The 17547-nt window shown below is 66.4% G+C and carries 10 protein-coding genes; 8 read left to right on the top strand and 2 right to left on the bottom strand.

Annotation, left to right across the window (positions count from 1 at the left end):
- The first annotated feature begins 5 nt into the window (after positions 1-5).
- The 4 genes from V6U88_RS08125 to V6U88_RS08110 are packed head-to-tail and all read left to right on the top strand — an operon-like array spanning position 6 to position 7477.
- The gene (locus V6U88_RS08125) at positions 6-1829 is read left to right on the top strand and encodes a UvrD-helicase domain-containing protein (RefSeq protein ID WP_334451222.1); all 1824 of its coding nucleotides are present in this window, start codon (positions 6-8) and stop codon (positions 1827-1829) included.
- Positions 1822-5007 (top strand): helicase-related protein, encoded by a 3186-nt coding sequence (locus V6U88_RS08120; protein ID WP_334451220.1) that lies wholly within the window; start codon positions 1822-1824, stop codon positions 5005-5007. Before V6U88_RS08125 ends, V6U88_RS08120 begins: the two co-directional genes overlap by 8 nt.
- On the top strand, positions 5004-6800 hold the full coding sequence (locus tag V6U88_RS08115; protein ID WP_334451219.1) for a DUF1998 domain-containing protein: 1797 nt from the start codon (positions 5004-5006) through the stop codon (positions 6798-6800). The genes V6U88_RS08120 and V6U88_RS08115 overlap by 4 nt, the downstream gene beginning before the upstream one ends.
- Before the next feature lie 26 nt (positions 6801-6826).
- Positions 6827-7477, top strand: a complete 651-nt coding sequence (locus V6U88_RS08110) for a hypothetical protein (RefSeq protein WP_334451218.1) — start codon at positions 6827-6829, stop codon at positions 7475-7477.
- Positions 7478-7692: 215 nt separating this feature from the next.
- On the opposite strand, the gene V6U88_RS08105 is transcribed toward V6U88_RS08110, so the two are convergent.
- On the bottom strand, positions 7693-8787 hold the full coding sequence (locus V6U88_RS08105; protein WP_334451217.1) for a DNA cytosine methyltransferase: 1095 nt from the start codon (positions 8785-8787) through the stop codon (positions 7693-7695).
- 514 nt (positions 8788-9301) lie between these two features.
- Between V6U88_RS08105 and V6U88_RS08100 the strand changes: the two genes are divergently transcribed.
- Positions 9302-11425: a UvrD-helicase domain-containing protein gene (locus V6U88_RS08100; protein WP_334451216.1), complete on the top strand. Its 2124-nt coding sequence runs from the start codon at positions 9302-9304 to the stop codon at positions 11423-11425.
- Positions 11426-11539: 114 nt separating this feature from the next.
- On the opposite strand, the gene V6U88_RS08095 is transcribed toward V6U88_RS08100, so the two are convergent.
- Positions 11540-11971 carry a very short patch repair endonuclease gene (locus tag V6U88_RS08095; protein WP_334451215.1) on the bottom strand — a complete coding sequence of 144 codons (432 nt, stop codon included), beginning with the start codon at positions 11969-11971 and terminating at the stop codon, positions 11540-11542.
- Between the two features lie 147 nt (positions 11972-12118).
- On the opposite strand from V6U88_RS08095, the gene V6U88_RS08090 reads away from it, so the two are divergent.
- The 3 genes from V6U88_RS08090 to V6U88_RS08080 are packed head-to-tail and all read left to right on the top strand — an operon-like array spanning position 12119 to position 17534.
- A complete protein-coding gene (locus V6U88_RS08090) occupies positions 12119-14680 on the top strand; it encodes a Z1 domain-containing protein (protein ID WP_334451214.1) in 2562 nt (853 codons plus the stop codon).
- Complete coding sequence (locus tag V6U88_RS08085; RefSeq protein ID WP_334451213.1) at positions 14677-15663, top strand: PD-(D/E)XK motif protein; 987 nt, start codon at positions 14677-14679, stop codon at positions 15661-15663. Before V6U88_RS08090 ends, V6U88_RS08085 begins: the two co-directional genes overlap by 4 nt.
- Positions 15660-17534: a hypothetical protein gene (locus V6U88_RS08080; protein ID WP_334451211.1), complete on the top strand. Its 1875-nt coding sequence runs from the start codon at positions 15660-15662 to the stop codon at positions 17532-17534. Before V6U88_RS08085 ends, V6U88_RS08080 begins: the two co-directional genes overlap by 4 nt.
- Positions 17535-17547 lie beyond the last annotated feature (13 nt).

Below are 17547 nucleotides of genomic sequence, written 5' to 3'. Positions count from 1 at the left end.
CACAGGTGGCCGTCGACGACCGGCCGACCGCGGAACAGACCCTCGCCGCGACCCGTCCCGCCGACTCGTGCACCCTCATCATCGCGCCGGCCGGCACGGGGAAGACGTACACGTTGGTACGTCGCCTCGACCACTTGCTCGAAGACGAGTTGTCCGCCGACGAGGTCTTGATGCTCTCGTTCTCGCGGGCGGCGGTGCGCGAACTGGCGGCGAGGACCGCGGCCTCCACCGGGCGCAGCAGGTTCGTGGCCGCCCGTACGTTCGACGCGTGGGCGCTGGATCTGCTGAACCAGACCTACGCGGACCAGGATTGGCACCAGTTGTCCTTCGACCAACGGATCCGCGAGGCGACCGCCGCTATCCGCGACGGGCATGCCGACGCGTACATCGGCTCGCTCCGGCACGTGCTCCTCGACGAGGTGCAGGACCTTGTCGGCGACCGCCGAGAGTTGGTGGAGGCGCTGCTGACGTCGCTGGATTGCGGCTTCACCTTGGTCGGCGACCCAGCTCAGGCCATCTATGGATTCCAGCTTCGCGGCCGCGGCGGTGAGCGCGACATCTTCTCGTGGGTACGCGAAAGTTCGGGGGACCGCCTGGTCGAACTGGCGCTGACCCGGGATTTCAGGGCACGTACGCCACGCCCGCCTGGACTCCTCGCATGCGGCGAGGCGCTTCGCGCGCCGATCGCGGCGTCCAAGACCGACATCGCGCGGCGGATACGGGACGAGTTCCTCGACGTGCCGACCGCAGGGCATCTGGACGACATCGTCGGTGGCTTCACGCACCTGGACGGCACCTGCGCGATCCTGTGCCGGGACAACGGCCAGGCCTTGGAGGTGTCGGCCGTCCTCCATCGGGCCGGCGTAGACCATCGGCTGCAGCGCCGCGCTGGTGACGACGTCAGTCCTCGGTGGCTGGCGAGCCTGTTCCGCCGGCACGACGGCCTCAAGGTCGACCTCACGGCGTTCATGGAGCACACCGGCCTGACCGGGGAGCCACTGGATGCAGCGTGGAAGGCTCTGGTGTCGGCGACGGGGACCGGTTCTGACCGGATCGATCTCGGCCGGCTCCGTTCAGCGCTCGCAGCCGGGCGTCTTGCGCGGCTCGCCATCGCATCGACGTCGGAGCCGGTAACGGTCTCCTCGATGCATCGAGCCAAGGGCCTCGAATACGACCGCGTGTTCGTACTCGACGGCAGGCGCCGGGACGACGACGACCCGATGGAGGAGGCGCGCCTGCTGTACATGGCGATGACCCGGTGCCGGGACGACCTGTTCCGTCTTGAGCCGCCGGCTCAGTCTGGCGGGGTGTACGTCAAGCGCCCGAAGTACTCAGACCGCTGGGGTCGCTATCACTTCCGGAACCGGGGGCGTCGGTACGGGATGGCGCTGGAGAGTGGCGACGTCAGCAAGGACTTCCCCGCCGGGACGGTCGTCTTCACCGCAGACCCGATCGAGTTGCAGGGCTATCTGGCGGCGAAGGTGCGGTCGGGCGATCCTGTGACGCTCACCCGCAGCGCGGAACTCCCCGAGGATGACCTGGCCGTGCCGCAATACACCGTCGACCACAACGGCCGCCCCATCGGGGTCGTCTCCCGGCTGTTCCGAGAAGCCCTCGCCCGGTACATGTACGGCCAAAAGACGATCGACGTGGGCTTGAGCTGGCCCAAGTCGATCACCGACTGCTGGATCGACGACGTCGAGACGGTCGCCGGCAGCACCGCCGCGGGGCGGCGTGCCGGTCTGGGAGAGCACGGAGTCTGGCTGGCACCCCGGCTGAGCGGGCTGAGCCGGTTCCAATATGCGAAGGCGGAGTCCGACGATGAGTGAATTCGACGCCCACTTCCGGTTCAGGGACGGCCTGACCGAGCGGCTCGTCCTCGATGTCTTCGGCCCGGCGGGCGGAGCCGACGAGATCCTGACCGACGAGCCGGTGAACACCTACCTGACCGGAGTGCTGTTTCCTCAGCGCGAGGCTGCCGAGGACGCTGCCGAGGACGCCGCCGAGTCCGACCTTGACCTCGCGGGTGCACGGCTGGACACGGATGAACAGCCGGACGTCGGCGTGTCGATGGCCAATGTACAGAGCCCTTCCACCATGGGCCTGACCTTCGGTGTTGACCAGCGTTGCCGCAGCCTCACCATCTCGGTGGAAGCGGCGGTCTACGAACCGGTCGACCAGGCGGGTAATACGGTCGAAGCCGAGGTGGAGACCGCCCGCTCCACCGACGAATCACCGATCAGGTGGCGACGCCGTACGGTCGACGCCACGCCCGTCACCATCGACGTGACGCAGACCGGCCGACACGAGAAGCTTCTCGTCCCCGGGCTGGAGCTCCGTGCGCTGGTCCGAAATCCGGACTTGGCTCGCGGTACCGTCACTATCACGGTGACGTTGGTCAACGTTCACACTGTCAATGCGCCGTCTCTACGAGACGCCTGGTGTTTCTTCCAGTGCGGTCTCACCGTCAGAGCCGACGCCGGCAAGCCGGCCATCGTCGAACAGCTCGCCCCGGCCGTCGGCGACGACGACGAGACGCTGGTCTCGGCGATGCTTTATCGCCACGCACCGACGTTCGCCACCGGTCACGGTTGCGCTGCCGAGTGGAGCGTACCCACGACTCAAGGAGCGTCTGACGGTCGGCGAGCCGTCGCCGAAGTATGGTCCTCCTTCACCCCGACCTTCGATGTGCTGCTCTCCGAGTCCAATACCGAGATCGACGTCTCCGGCCTGAGGATGAGCGACCTCGCCGACGGCGACAGCGACGAGGTGGTGGAGACGCTCCGCAGGCTGACCGATGGCTACCGGAGGTGGGTCGACGATCGCGAGGCGGAGGCCGCCGGCATGTCGGCGTCGCCGTACGCGGAGGTCGCCATGGAACAGGTACGGCAATGCCGGATCGCCTGCGATCGGATGACCGCCGGCATCGATCTGCTCGCCCGCGATCCCGAAGTGATGCGCGCCTTCAGGCTGGCCAACAGAGCGATGGCGATCCAACGGGGCCGCACCGTCATGATGCGCGACAAGACGCCTGACGCCGACCTGAGCATCGGCCGCTGGTACCCGTTCCAGCTCGGGTTCATCCTGCTCTGCCTGGAGGGTATCGCCGAACCGGACCACGCGGACCGGCAGATCGCCGACCTGCTGTGGTTCCCCACCGGTGGTGGCAAGACCGAGGCATACCTCGGCCTCATCGCCTTCACGGTGTTCCTGCGCAGGATCCGCCGGGGCGAGCTCGGCGGCGGGGTGACCGTGTTGATGCGCTACACGCTGCGCCTACTGACGCTGCAGCAGTTCGAACGCGCCGCCACGCTGATCTGCGCCATGGAGCGCGTCCGTCAGGACCAGTCGGATCTGCCGGGCGAGGAGATCTCGATCGGCATGTGGGTGGGCTCCAGCGCGACCCCGAACAAGTTGAAGGAGGCTGAGGCCTCGCTCAAGAAACTCCGCGCAGGGGAGACGCTGCAGGAAAATAATCCCGTGCAGCTGCGTCGGTGTCCGTGGTGCGGCATCCCCATCGACGAGTTCAGGTATCGCGTCGATCTCGGTGCGCAGCGGCTCGTGGTCGCGTGCGGAAACGCGGACTGTGAGTTCCGCGACGGGCTCCCCGTCCACCTCGTGGACGATTCGGTCTACGAGCACCGGCCCACTTTGATCATCGCCACGGTGGACAAGTTCGCCCAGATGACCTGGAAGGCCGAGCCGGCCTCGCTGTTCAATCGGCGCAACGCGCCGGACGGCATGCCGCCACCCGATCTCGTCATCCAGGACGAGCTGCACCTCATCTCGGGTCCACTCGGCACGCTCGTCGGCCTCTATGAGACGGCCCTCGACATCGCCGCGGACGGGCCCAAGGTGATTGCCTCCACGGCGACGATCCGCCGTGCCCGGGAACAGGGCAAGGCGCTGTTCGACCGGGACGTCCACCAGTTCCCCCCGTCCGGGGTCGACGCCCGCGACTCCTGGTTCGCGGTGGAGGCCAGTCCGGAGCGCAAACCCTCGCGACGGTACGTCGGCCTGTTCGCCCCCGGCACCAGCCAGGCGACATTGTTGGTGCGGGCGTATGCCGCTCTGCTACATCACGCCGTGACCATCGATGGCGAAGACGACGTCCGCGACGCCTACTGGACGCTCATCGGCTACTTCAACAGTCTGCGACTGCTGGCCGCAGCCGAACTTCAGGTCAACGACGACGTCGCCGGACGGCTGAAGTTGCTCGCCGGTGACGGCAGCCCTCGCGAGGTGGAGACCACGGAGCTGACCAGTCGAGTCGCCGCGAGCGACATCCCCTCCCGGCTCCGCCAACTCGACGTGCGCCACCCTGACAAGTACGCGCTCGACGTCGTCTTGGCGACCAACATGATCTCCGTCGGCGTGGACGTCGATCGCCTCGGTCTCATGACGGTGACCGGCCAACCGCAAACGACCGCCGAGTACATCCAGGCGACCAGTCGGGTAGGCCGTCGCTACCCGGGCCTGGTCGTCATGCTGTACAACGCCGCGCGATCGCGAGACCGCTCGCACTACGAGAACTTCCGCGCCTACCACTCGGCGCTGTACCGCCAGGTCGAGTCCACCAGCGTCACGCCGTTCTCCGCCCGCGCCCGTGACCGTGCGCTGCACGCCGCCCTGATCGGGGCCGCCCGGCTGATGATTCCGGACGCCCGCGAGAATGACGGAGCTGGTCGCCTCGATGACTTCATATCAGAGCTACAGGATCTCGTAACACGCATCCTGGACCGGGTGAAGCGGACCGCGCCCGACGAGCTGGAATCGACCGAAGAGCATCTCAAAGAGATCATCGGCGGTTGGACGGATCTCGTCGACTGGAACAACGACCTCGTGTACCACAAGCCCAAGTGGTCGGGCGACTCCAAGCGTCGGCCGGACTCGGCCGCGCTCCTGCGCACCTTCGAGGACGACGATCTGCCGTACTCGTTCCCGACAATGAACAGCCTTCGAGACGTCGATGTCGAGACCAACCTGCTGAACCGGGAGGGACGATGACCAGGTCGGGAGGATTCCGGAGTCAGCGGCCGACGCGACGACCTGCCGCTCCCGCCCCTACCGCGACGGGGAAGGTACGTCGCGCGCAAATGATCACCACGTACGGCGTGGGCTCGATGATCGCCATCGACGAGGCCTCCTACATCGTCGCGGGACTCGAGGACTGGAAGGTGAACCGGGCGGAGCAAACCCATGAGCCCAGGCTCCAACGCGCCCTGGGCGTCTCCCAGTTGTACCTGCCGCCTGCTGAGAGTCCGTACTACGGAGCCGCGCTGCGACGGTTCCCCAACTTCTACTCGTGCCAGCGCTGCACGCTGTTGCAGCCCTACGGTCGGTTCGGCGGCAAGGGTTCCACCTGCGCCTGCGGCGGCTCGCTGATCCCCTCCCGATTTGTGCTGGCCTGCGAGGACGGCCATCTGGGCGATTTCCCGTACTGGGCGTGGGTGCACCGCGGCGCACAGGACGTCGATCCCTGCAAGAAGGACCTTCGGATGATCACCACGGGCCGGACGGCGTCGCTGCGATCGATCGAGATCGTCTGCGGCTGCGGCCGGAAGGCGTCGATGCAGGGTGCGTTTCGGCGAAACGAGCTGCGCAGGTTGCACATCCGATGCTCCGGCGGACGTCCCTGGTTGCGCGGTGACCAAGGGGTGGCCAGCTGCACCAAGGCCCCTCGAACGATGCAGCGAGGTTCGTCGGCCGCCTGGTTCGGCGTGGTGCGGTCCTCCCTGGCCATTCCGCCATGGTCCACGAAGGTGCAGAAGCTGATCGATCTCCACTACGCCATGTGGCGGGGCGAGAGCGACGACGTCATCGAGCGCCAGGCCAAGAATGCCAATTTGATCAGCGGCAATGTCACCGCCCAGCACATCATTGAGGCGGTGCGGCGACGCGAGAAGATCGAGGCCCCTGAACCATCCGACGAAGCCGATCTCGACTTGGACCTCAAGACGGAAGAGTACGAGCAGCTCTGTGCTCCTACCAATACCAACGAGGTCGACGAGGGGGACGACTTCGAGTGCCGGCCCATCGACGGTGACGTGCCCTTCCCCGAGATCGGTCAGGTCATGTTGGTGACACGACTGCGCGAGGTACGGGTGCTGCAGTCCTTCACCCGGGTCGAGCCCCCGAGCGCAGCCGATGCGGCCACCCGAAGGGCCCCGCTGTCTACGAGTGAACTCGACTGGTTGCCCGCCATGGAGGTGGCGGGCGAGGGTGTGTTCGTCCGGCTGTCGGACGAAAGGCTGCGTGCCTGGGAGTCTCAGCCGGAGGTGGGCGTACGCGTCAAGCAGATCAACCGCAACGACGAGAAACTGCTCGCCCGACGTGCCGAGGCGTCAGGACGCCCGGCGGCACCCTCTCGGGTGAGCGCCCGCTCGATTCTGATCCACACACTCGCCCACCTGCTCATCAATGAGTGGAGTCTTGACTCCGGATACTCCGCCTCGGCTATGCGCGAACGCCTCTACACCGGAGAAGGTATGGCCGGCCTGCTCATCTACACGGCGACCAGCGACTCCGCGGGAAGCCTGGGTGGCATCGTCCGCCAAGGCGAGCCCGAACGGCTCCGTCGGACGCTGACCTCGGCGCTGAAAAGGGCGACGTGGTGTTCGGCGGACCCCTTGTGCATGGAGTCCGGGGCCGGCGGATCGGATGGCCTCAACCTCGCCGCATGCCACGTCTGCTGCCTGCTGCCTGAGACGAGCTGCGAACTCAACAACACGTTACTCGACCGTGGACTTCTCATCGGCTGGCCTGAGCAGCCCCAGTTGGGCTTCTTCAGCCCTTCCTAAGACCCAGGACGAGAACGAGAAAGACGATGACATTGACTGATACGCCCGGCCACCACCTGGACGACCTTGAGCAGAGGCTGGAGGAGGCCCTTCGACTGGTACGGAACACCCCGCGCACGGATTTGACCGCCATCAGATGGCTCGAGACCGCCGCCAAACTCGGCGATCTGCTCGCAGGCGTGCGCGAAGCGTCCGCCGAGATCCGCCAGGATCTTCTCGGCGGCGCCCGCACGGCGCTGCTGGCCTATCTGCGACAGCACGTGGGTGAGACGGTGCCGGCGCACGAGCTGGAGGGAGTCTCGGGGATCCGGGAGTGGGCCCGGCGGGTCCGCGAACTGAGGGCAATGGGCTGGGCGATCGACTGTCTTGGCGCCGGCCAGGAGGCTCCGTATCGCTTAAGCGACGATCACTTGGACGAGACGGTCGCGCTGAGCGACGAACTGATCTCCGGCATCAAGGGGGCCAAGCCCAGGGAGCGGCTCATCGAGTACCTGCTTCACCTGAGCCCGTGGCCGGTTGCCGCCTCGCAGCTGGAACGCGTGGCGGGCGTGCCCACCTGGCGCGACGACCTTCGTGCACTTGTCAGGGAGGGCTGGCTGATCCAGTCGAGAGACGACGATCCGAGCATTCCCCCGGGCTTCTATCGCCTGGCCCGAATCGAGGACTTGCCAGGCTGATCGTCTGAGGAGTCCGTGGTGGCAGACAGCCGGACGCGGTTGGGGGCAAACGCGGCCCGGCGTCAGTTCAAGCAATCTGCCGCCAGTCCCCGAACCGTTCGGCGCAACCTTCCGAATCCTAAACCCAACCGTTTAGGGAGGTTGCGCCGAACGGTCGGGCCACCGAACCTCGACCAGGTGCTCCTCGTGGGAGAAAGGCCGGGAGGTTCGGCCTACTACGACAAATGGCCGGCGAGGTGGTGGGCGATCGATCGTGCGAGGCCGACGGGGACGGCGTTGCCGATCTGCTTCGCTATCTCGATCTTGCTACCGCACCACTGGTAGTCCTCGGGGAAGTCCTGCAGCAGTGCTGCCTCGTAGTGCGTGATCACCCGGTTTACGCGGTGCCTTCCCTCCTCGTCCCATTGCGGATGCAGGTACTGGCCCTTCTCCGGTTTGAAGAACTCCGTGCGGATGGTGAGCGAGGGGGCGTCCCATCGCATGCGGCCCATGACGTCGGTAGTGCCGGTCGGCTTGTTTCGCCAGCACTGGGGCAACAGTTCGTCGGGGAGATCGAAGCGACCGCCACCGGGCGGCACGCAGTCGTACCGCTGGAGGGAGAACTCCCGAGGCTGCCGGCCGAAGTGCAGGTCAAGCCCCTTGAAGGTGCCGGGTATGTCCTGCCCGAAGAACCTCGTGGTGGCTTTCGGCAGGTCGGTGGTGTCGGGCCGTTCAGGAAGTCCGAAGATCCTGTCCCGCACCGTGCGCCACTGATCTTGGCCGAGCCCAGCGACCTTTGCATGCGTCGGACCGGGAAGTGGGATGCGGCCGATCCGGGAGCCGATCACGATCGTCCGAGGCCGCCGCTGCGCCACACCGTAGTCCGCCGCGAGCAGGACCCCGTGGCTGAGCTCATAGTCCTTAATCATGCCGTGGTCGGCCTCGTCGAGGAGCAGCTGGAACTCACTGCTCTTGCGGAAACGCTCGACGTTCTCGATCACGAACACCTTCGGTCGGGCCGTGACCACGAACCGTAGGTATTCCTTCCACAGCTTGTTACGCGGGTCGTCCACATCCTTGCTGCCGAGATTGGAGAAGCCTTGGCACGGCGGCCCGCCGATCACCACGTCCACCTCGGGGATCCGGTCTTCAGTGACCTCCGCGATGTCACCGCAGATCGTGTGAGCTTCACCGAAGTTGGCCGCGTAGGTGGCGGCGGCGTGCAGGTTCCACTCGACGGCGAGCTTGGACTCGAACCCCTCGTCCCTGAACCCGGCCGTCATGCCGCCACAGCCCGCGAACAGATCAATCATTGACAGCGCTGAAGTCACGCGGCCATCCTAAGGACCGGCCCGGACATTGCGGCGCGGCGCGCCACCCGTCGGCACAGCCGCGGCCGAGCTCTCCTCGGGGCAAATGCCGGCATCGAACCCAGCAGACCATGTTCAGCTGGGGCTTCCGCTCCGGTACCGACCGCACCTCTACCAGTCGACAGCATCCGCTCCCCTCCCTGCCCGTGATGACCGGCGTCCGAGTTGCTGCGTCTCCATCAACCGCATCGCCTCGCCGACGTCAGCCGACGCCTGGTCCAAGGACGGTGGATACGGTGCCACACCCACCAATCGGCTCGCTGACCGGCCTCGCCCTCAACGCAGCCGTACGTCGCAGCTTCGAATCCATGCGTCAAGTGCACAACTTTGTGGCTGTTCAGCGCCGCCGGTTCCGCCGCTGAACACGGCGCTGAACTCCATCTGATCCTGTCCGGCCTGCCCACGGCATCGCCGACGGACCAAGCAGGCGGCGGGTGGCACACTCGATCACGACAGCTCGCGGGGAGGAAGATCGGTGAACGCAGGGGCGCGGCTGCTTGTTCTTATGAGCGCCGAGAAAGAGATCATGAAGCTCACGCGAGCTGACAAGGGCGCCGTCTACGAGTTCCAACACAAGTTCCGCACCAACCCGCACAGTGCGGGACTACGGCTCAAACAGCTCAAGGGCGGCGAGAAGCTGTGGTCCGCGCGGGTGAACGCCGAGCTGCGCGCTGTCCTGCTGCACATCGCCGAGCGCGAGTACCTGCTCATCGACGTCAAGCACCGGGGGGAGGTGTACGACGACCTGTCCCGCTACGCCTACAGGGTCAACCGCGTCACCGGTGGGCTGGAAGTCATCGACCTCGAACCCGTGGATGACCGCGTCCTCGGGCGGATGGTTCCCCCGGAGGCGGCGCCGCTTTTCGCCGGCTACGACGACGACGTCCTGATGGCGCTTGGAGTGGCGGAGCCGTTGCTGCCTCACATTCGCGCGCTGACCACGGAAGACGAGCTCCTCACGCTCATCGATCACGCGCCGCAACTGACAGTTGACGTTCTGCTGGCCCTCTACGACGGCAAAACTGTCAAGCAGGTCCGTGAACAGGTCACCGAACCGGTGCGGGCAGACGATGTCATCGACCCCGAGGACCTGGCGGCCGCCGTCATCCGCCCGGGGACCCAGGCCACGTCCGACGACGAGGTTCTGCAGGCGATGCTGGGCGAGTCGTTCGAGCGCTGGCAGATCTTCCTGCACCCGACTCAGCGCAAGCTGGTGGAGAAGAGCACTACCGGTGCCACCCGTGTCAGCGGCGGTCCCGGCACGGGCAAGACGATCGTCGCACTGCACCGGGTGGCACATCTGGCCGCCGCCCTCGATCCGGGCGACGACAGCCGCATTCTGTTGACGACGTTCAATCGAAACCTCGCTGCAGATCTGCGCACTCGCCTCCTCGCTCTCGGCGGGCAGGAGCTGCTGCGCCGCGTCGACGTCGTCAACATTGATCGGCTCGCCATGAGGCTCGCACGAGAAGCAGGCGGCGGCGCCGGCAAAGAGTTGGTCGACGAGTACCGAATCATCGAGTATTGGCAGTCGTTCCTCTCTGAGCTCGGCGAGGTCAGGTGGAGTGCGGAGTTCCTGGCCGCCGAATGGGCTCAGATCATCCTTGGGCAAATGATCGACTCCCCGGCGGACTACTTCAAGGCCCGCCGTCCCGGACGCGGCAGACCCCTCAGCCGCGAGGCGCGCGGCGAGATCTGGAACCTCACCGAGCGGTTCACCAGCTGGTTGGACGATCGGATGGTCTGGACCTGGCGCCAGGTCGCAGCGCACGCGGCTCGTCTGGAAGCGAATCGCGGGACTGGCACACCACCACGTCACCGATATCAGCACGTCGTCGTCGACGAGGCTCAGGATCTGAGCTTCGCGCACTGGAAGATGCTGCGCGCCATGGTGCCCGAAGGACCTGACGACATCTTCCTGGTCGGGGACACCCATCAGCGCATCTACGACAACCACGTCATGCTGTCGAACCTCGGCATCAACATTCGCGGCCGCTCGCACCGGCTGACCCTGAGCTACCGCACGACGCGGCAGATCCTCGCCACCGCACTGGAGCTGTTGAGCGGCGAGGTGTATGACGACCTCGACGGCGGCAAGGACACCCTTGCCGGATACCGGTCCCTGCTGCGCGGCGGCAAGCCGACATTCCACGGCGCCTCGACGTGGGAGCAGGAGAAGGATCTCGTCGCCGTCCACGTCCAAGCATGGCGAGATATGCGCGGCGGTTCTGTGGCAGTCTGCCTGCCGACCCGAGAGCTCGCCGCCGACATCGCTGCACGTCTGCGGGCCGACGGCGTGGACGTGGTGGAGATCGGGACTGACGGGCCGCTCAGGCCGGACGGCGTGCACATCGGCACCATGCACCGGTTCAAGGGCCTGGAGTATCTGCGGATGATCATCGCTGGGGTCAGCGACGGACTCGTGCCGCATCAGATGATCAACTCGTTGCGGGACGGCGATCCCAAGCGCTATCAGCGGGAGCGCCAACGCTACCGGTCGATGCTCTTCGTGGCGGCGACGCGCGCTCGTGATGAGCTGGCTGTCTTCTGGCACGGAACGCCCAGCCCGTTCCTGACCCACCGTCTGGTGCGGCAATAGTCGAGACGACGGGCATCGCGGGTGACTGGCAGGGTCGAGGGGTTTCGGTCGACCCGGGACAAACATTGATATGGATGTATAGAAGGTCGGGTTGACCAGGTAGTCGAATCCCTGTTACGTGATGTCCCGGGTGTTGCTCCCGATGGCAGCATCGGGCGGCGGAGTGCCTGACGCCCGCATGCCCCTCACCACACCGAGGATGCGATCTGCGGCATCTTCCGCCGGCTCGTGCTCCCAGATCCGTATCACGGTCCAGCCCTGGTCCTCGAGCTGGCGAGTGGTCTCGCGATCCCGCTCGCGATTCTTCAAGATCTTGGCCTCCCACCAGGCCGCGTTGGCCCTTGGCCAGGTCGCGTGCTGCGGACAGCCGTGCCAGAAGCAACCGTCGACGAACACGGCCAACTTGATCCCGGTGAAGGCGATGTCGATCGTGCGCCGACGCAAGCCCGTGACCGGCACGCCGATCCGGTACCGAACCCCTGCGCGGTGCAGGGCGCGACGGATCGCCAGCTCAGGTTCGGTGTCCTTCCGGCGCTGTCGTTGCATGCGACCACTGACGCCAGCTGAGCTCGGCACGGGTCCGTCGGGCACAACCCCACGGTAGTGGGGCGATCTAAGCTCTGGTCGCCGGGGTGTTTCTTCGGCTCCTCCTCCGCTAAGTTCCTGCGTGGGGATACTAAAAGGTGGTGGATCTTGGGCCTGTACACCGTCTTCGCGGACTGGGCCAGGCGCAACGGCGTCGAGGCCGCGGTGCTCAGCTTTTCCGAGTCGTTGCCGGAAGGTGACGTCGACAAGTTTCGACGGCAGTTCGAGGCCGACAAGGCGAAGGTGCAGGCCGGCGGCCCGCCGATCATCACGGCCGGATCGGACGACTGGTACAGCGGTCCCGGAGATGCCGACCGCTATTGGCTTGCGTTGAAGGATCGCTTCGAGGCCGAGGGATGGCCGGCTGAACGGATTCTTTCCGTGGACCATTCGTCCAGCACGGTCGTGGCCCACACGCCCCGGCCGGAGCGCCCCAAGTGGGACTCGAAGGGTCTCGTGGTCGGCTACGTGCAGAGCGGCAAGACCACGAACTTTACCGCCGTCGTGGCGAAATTGGCGGACGTGCAGTACCGCCTGGTCATCGTTCTCTCCGGCATCCACAATGGGCTGCGTCGGCAGACTCAGGTGCGTCTGGATCAGTATCTGAAGGACCTAAACCCGGATCGTTGGGTGACGCTGACGGAGGAGTCGCGAGACTTCGTAAGGCCGTCGCACGACGCGTCGGCCGCTCTTAGCCCGGAGAAGACGGTTCTAGCTGTCGTCAAGAAGAATGCCGCCGTCCTCGGCAAGCTCATCAAGTGGCTCGACACGCCCAACGGAAGAAAGGCCCTCGAGTCCGCGCCGGTATTGATCATCGATGACGAGGCCGATCAGGCCTCGGTGGCCACCGGACGCATCAACCCGCTCATCCGCAGGCTGTTGAGCCTCATGCCGCGGTGCACCTACGTCGGGTACACCGCAACGCCCTTCGCCAATGTCTTCGTGGATCCCGCCCAGGACGACCTGTATCCGAAGTCCTTCATCCTCAATCTGCCACGTCCAGACGGCTATTTCGGGCCCGAAAAGATCTTCGGTCGGGATGCCGTCGAATGGGAAGCGGCTGACGAGCAGGGTCCGCCGGACGGCTACGACATGGTCCGTCTCGTGGCCGAGGAGGACGTCCCCCTGTTGCGTCCGGGCAGCAAGGAGCCTGCGGACGGGTTCACCCCCACCATGATCGAAGAGCTGGTGACGGCCGTTCACTGGTTCTGGCTGGCCACGGCCGCTCGCCGGGCCCGGGGCGACAACGGCCACAGCACCATGCTCATCCACACGTCCGTCAAGATCGCGGTCCACGAGAGCTATCAGGCGCCCCTCGAGGCGCTCCAACGAAAGGCCAGGGCCGGACTGGCCTCCGGCCGGCCCGAGGTCCTTGACGATTGGCGAAATCTGTGGGAGAAGGAGTCGTCACGAGTGCCGGGCGAGGACTTCGACCGGAAGCAGAACTCGTTCGACGAAGTGCTGCCGCACCTGGGCGACGTCATCGCCTCGACACGAGTGGTTCTCGACAACTACCGGAGTCAGGACCGGCTCGACTACTCAGAGCCCTCGGTGGTGGCAATCGCCGTGGGCGGCAACACCCTTTCCCGAGGGTTGACCCTGGAAGGGCTCGTCGTCAGCTTCTTCGTCAGGGGAGCGACGGCGTACGACACCCTGCTCCAGATGGGCCGCTGGTTCGGGTACCGCACGGGGTTCGAGGACCTGCCCCGAATCTGGATGACGCCGAGTCTCGCAGCGGCGTTCCGACACCTGGCGACTGTCGAACACGAGATGCGTGACGACATCGACCGCTACCAGCGGGAGAACCTGACGCCGACCCAGGTGGCGGTCAGGATCCGCACGCACCCGGCTCTGCGGATCACGGCCAAGATGGGTGCCGCCCAGCCGGCTTTCATCTCGTACGCCGGACGTCGACTGCAGACGCGGTACTTCCGGCACAGGGACGCCGACTGGCTTGAGAGCAACCGCCAGGCCGCGGAGGGCTTCGTTCAGGAGGCGGTCCTGCGCGGTCGGCTCGACGAGAATGTGAAGGGCGCCCAGCTGATCCGAGACGTCCCCGTGTCGCTCGTGAAGACCTTCCTCTCGCGTTATCAGGTGCACGAGGACTCGCCGGACTTGGACCCGGACCTGATGGTCAGGTACATCGACCGACAGCTCACGAGCGACCCGCCGAGTCTGGCCACGTGGTCGGTCGCCGTCGTCATCGGCGAGGGGCCAGAGACGACGCTGGGCGGCCTGGACATCACGTACTCGATCCGGTCCCGGCTGAACGACGGTCAGGCTGAGCGTGCCGACATCAAGACGCTAATGAGCAAACAGGACCGAGCGCTCGATCTCGGTCTGACACCAGCGGAAGCGCGGGCGAAGAGCGAGACCGAACTGGTTGCGCTCCGCAACAACGACCCGGTCTGTCGAGACCGAGGCCTGATCGTCCTCTATCTGATCGAGCCGACGAGCGAGCCCGTGAATCCGAAGCAGAGCGCCGACGGGAAGCCCTCGCTGCGTACCGCGCTCGGCGCGGCGGAGCCGGTGGTCGGCATGGGCATCACCTTCCCGGGAGACGTCCGGACGAAGAGCATCCAGGCCACCCACGTCGCCGTGGACCTCACCGACGTCGAAAGCGAAAACGTCGACGAGGCGCTCGACGTCGACACTGAGGAGATGACGTGACGGAGATCGAACCGACCACGCTCGAGCGGGCGTGGGCGGTTCTGGTGCCGCCGCGCGCGAAGGAGCTGGCATCCTTCCCGCTCGAGGTCGTGAGCGGTGCGGACCCGTGCCGCGTGGCGCTGGACGGCGCGGGCACCCGTCACCTTCTCGTTCCTGCGGGCGACGAGGCCGTGTCCGTCGACACCAAACCGGCGGTGCTCGGAATGGCAATTCGCAAGCTCAGCTTCGGGGGTCCTGCCGTGACCTACGTCGACGTGTCGTGCGGCGAGTCCGACCTCTTCCCCGAGTTCGACGAAATCGTGACGGACGTGCTGGAGGCCGTGTCGGACGCCGAGCGGCCTGCGTCGGCCGCGATCGCGGCGGTGACACGCTGGCGGAGACTTTTCCGGAGCCGGCTCCTCCGTGGCCTGTCGCGTCAGGCCAAGCTGGGGCTGTTCGCGGAGCTCGCCGTGCTCTCCTCCCTCGTCGAAGCGGATCCCGGGTTCCCGGTGGAAGCATGGCGGGGCCCGCTCAACGAGCCGCACGACTTCGAGGCAACCGCCCGGTGTCTTGAGGTAAAGGGTCTGAGCGCCGCGAGCGACGGGATCGTCGTACACGGACTGGAGCAGTTGAACACCCATGACGACCGTCCGTTGGACCTTGTCCTACTGCGAGTGGTGGAAGACCCCGACGGGCGGAGTGTGAGCGACCTCGTCGACCATCTCCGCGGCGCCGTAGCGTCACGGGCCGGCCTCCGTACACGCCTGTCGGCGGCAGGGTGGTCCGAACAGCCCGATCGACCCGACCTCGACACGTTCGCGATCGAGGAAGTGCTCAGGCTCGTGGTAGGCGTTGGCACACCTCGCGTCGTCTCCTCGTCCCTCGTCGCCGGCGCTCTTCCGCACGGCGTCGGAGACCTGAGCTATCAGGTCGGCCTCGCCGCGTTGCTGCCGTTCAGTGCCGGGGCATCGCTGGCCGAGATCGCCGAGGAGGCCGTTCGTTGAGCGTCCGCTGGTGGTCACAGCCGTTCGCGCCGGAAGGATCGGCCGCCGCGGAAGGCATCGTCAAGCAGTTGGGCCGCCCTGCGCTCGACCCGCTCACCGTCCTGGTGCGAGAGGCGGCGCAGAACAGTTGGGACGCCCATTTGCCGGACAGCGTGGTGGACTTCAGTGTCGACGTTCGTGTGCTGGGCGAGAACGTCGACACCTGGCGCCAACTGCTGTTGCCGGGGCCACCGAGCGATTCGAACGTCGACCTCGACAAGGCTCTGCGGCCCGAGGCCGTCGTGCTGGTCGTCTCCGACCGGAACACCGTCGGCCTGGGCGGTCCGCTCCGTGCCGGTGAGCGGGCGCGCGACCAGGAGACACCGGACTTCGTGCAGTTCCTCCGAAACGTCGGGGAACCGAGCGATCATCAGTTCGGCGGTGGCACGTACGGCTTCGGGAAAGGGATCTTCTACCGACTCAGTCGGGTCGGCGCGATCCTGGTCGACACCAACACGGCCGCGGGCGGCCCGGCTGGTCGGCGGCTGATGGGGGCCGCGCTCGGACACAGCTGGTACCTGGGCGACCGGCGGTTCACCGGCCGGCACTGGTGGGGGCAGGTGGCGGCGGACGACGTACCGGACCCGGTCCTGGCCGAGCAGGCGGATTCAGTAGCGAGGGCCCTGGGCCTACCGGGATTCGCCGACGGCCGCACCGGCACCGACATCGTGGTTCTCGCCGCCGACTTGGGCTCCACCGGGTCGGAGTCGTACTCACGGGAGCGCACGCCCGCGGAGGCCGCAACCTTCATTGCCTCCTCGATTCTGTGGAACCTGTGGCCGAAGATGATTCCGGACGAGCGCGGGCGCTACATGCGCTTCGTCGTGGGCGTCGACAGCTCACGAGTTCCTGTCCCCGAACCTGACAGCTTCGACGAGCTGGCACCCTTCGTCGAGGCGCTGCATGACGTTCGGGCGGGTAAGGGCGTCTCGTACTCGCGTACCGTCCCGCCGAGAACCGCGGGCTCGCTGGCGTTGGCCCTGGGAGCCGCCGACGGGGGAGACACCCGCCTTCTGATCGGGGCGGCGAAGCCCTTCGAGGGACCGTCCCACCACGTCGCCCGGATGCGTGTTGCTGAACTCGTCGTGGATTACCTGCCAGGTCCGCTCCACCCTGACACACGCCTGTCCTACGGTGGTGTGTTCAAGGCTTCCGAGGACGCCGATGCACTCTTCGCGTCCGCAGAGCCGCCCACACACGATGACTGGGTCGCCAAGGGACTGAGCGGGTCCGCGCGAGGCGTTGTGCTCGGAGCGCGCACCTTCGTGCAGAAGCAGTTGGACGAGAAACTCGGCTTCGAAGCCCAGGCGGGTGGCTCAGGCGGGCAGGGCCTGGGAGAACTGTCAGCTCTGCTCGCTGGAATTGTTCCCGCTCCTATCCGCGCTGGCCAGGACTCCGATGGGTCTGGCGGAAGGGGTAGTTCTTCGGGTGGTGGAGGGGCAGGTCCGATGGCGGGCGGCGGCTCGGGCGGTGGTTCGACGCCGCGGCGAGGGGGGAAGCCTCGCGTGACCAGCGCACCGTCTCTGCAGATTCATCACGGACATCCGTACCTCGTCGCTTCCGTCAAGGTGCCTGCGGATGTCAGCGCGAGGATCGTGTCCGCGGACGTCGAGGTCGTCGTGGAAGGGGGCGGCCGGGAGAGTGAGCCCCCGTTGGGTGCCGCGCTGCCGCAGGTCATGCAATGGCAGTCCGTTTCCGGGAATGTCGTCGTGCAGGGAAGGAGCATCGATGTACCCGCCGGTGAGGAATCGGACTGGTACGTCTATGCCACGCACGTGCCCGACGCCGTCGTACGGTTCAGAGTGAGCCAGGTGACGTCCAATGCCGGCTGACGTCCGTCCCTAT

Source organism: Micromonospora sp. CPCC 205739, from assembly GCF_036906795.1.
In the GTDB taxonomy this organism is placed as follows: domain Bacteria; phylum Actinomycetota; class Actinomycetes; order Mycobacteriales; family Micromonosporaceae; genus Micromonospora.
Note: the sequence above shows the minus strand (reverse complement) of the source record. Positions and strands in the feature narration are given on the sequence as shown.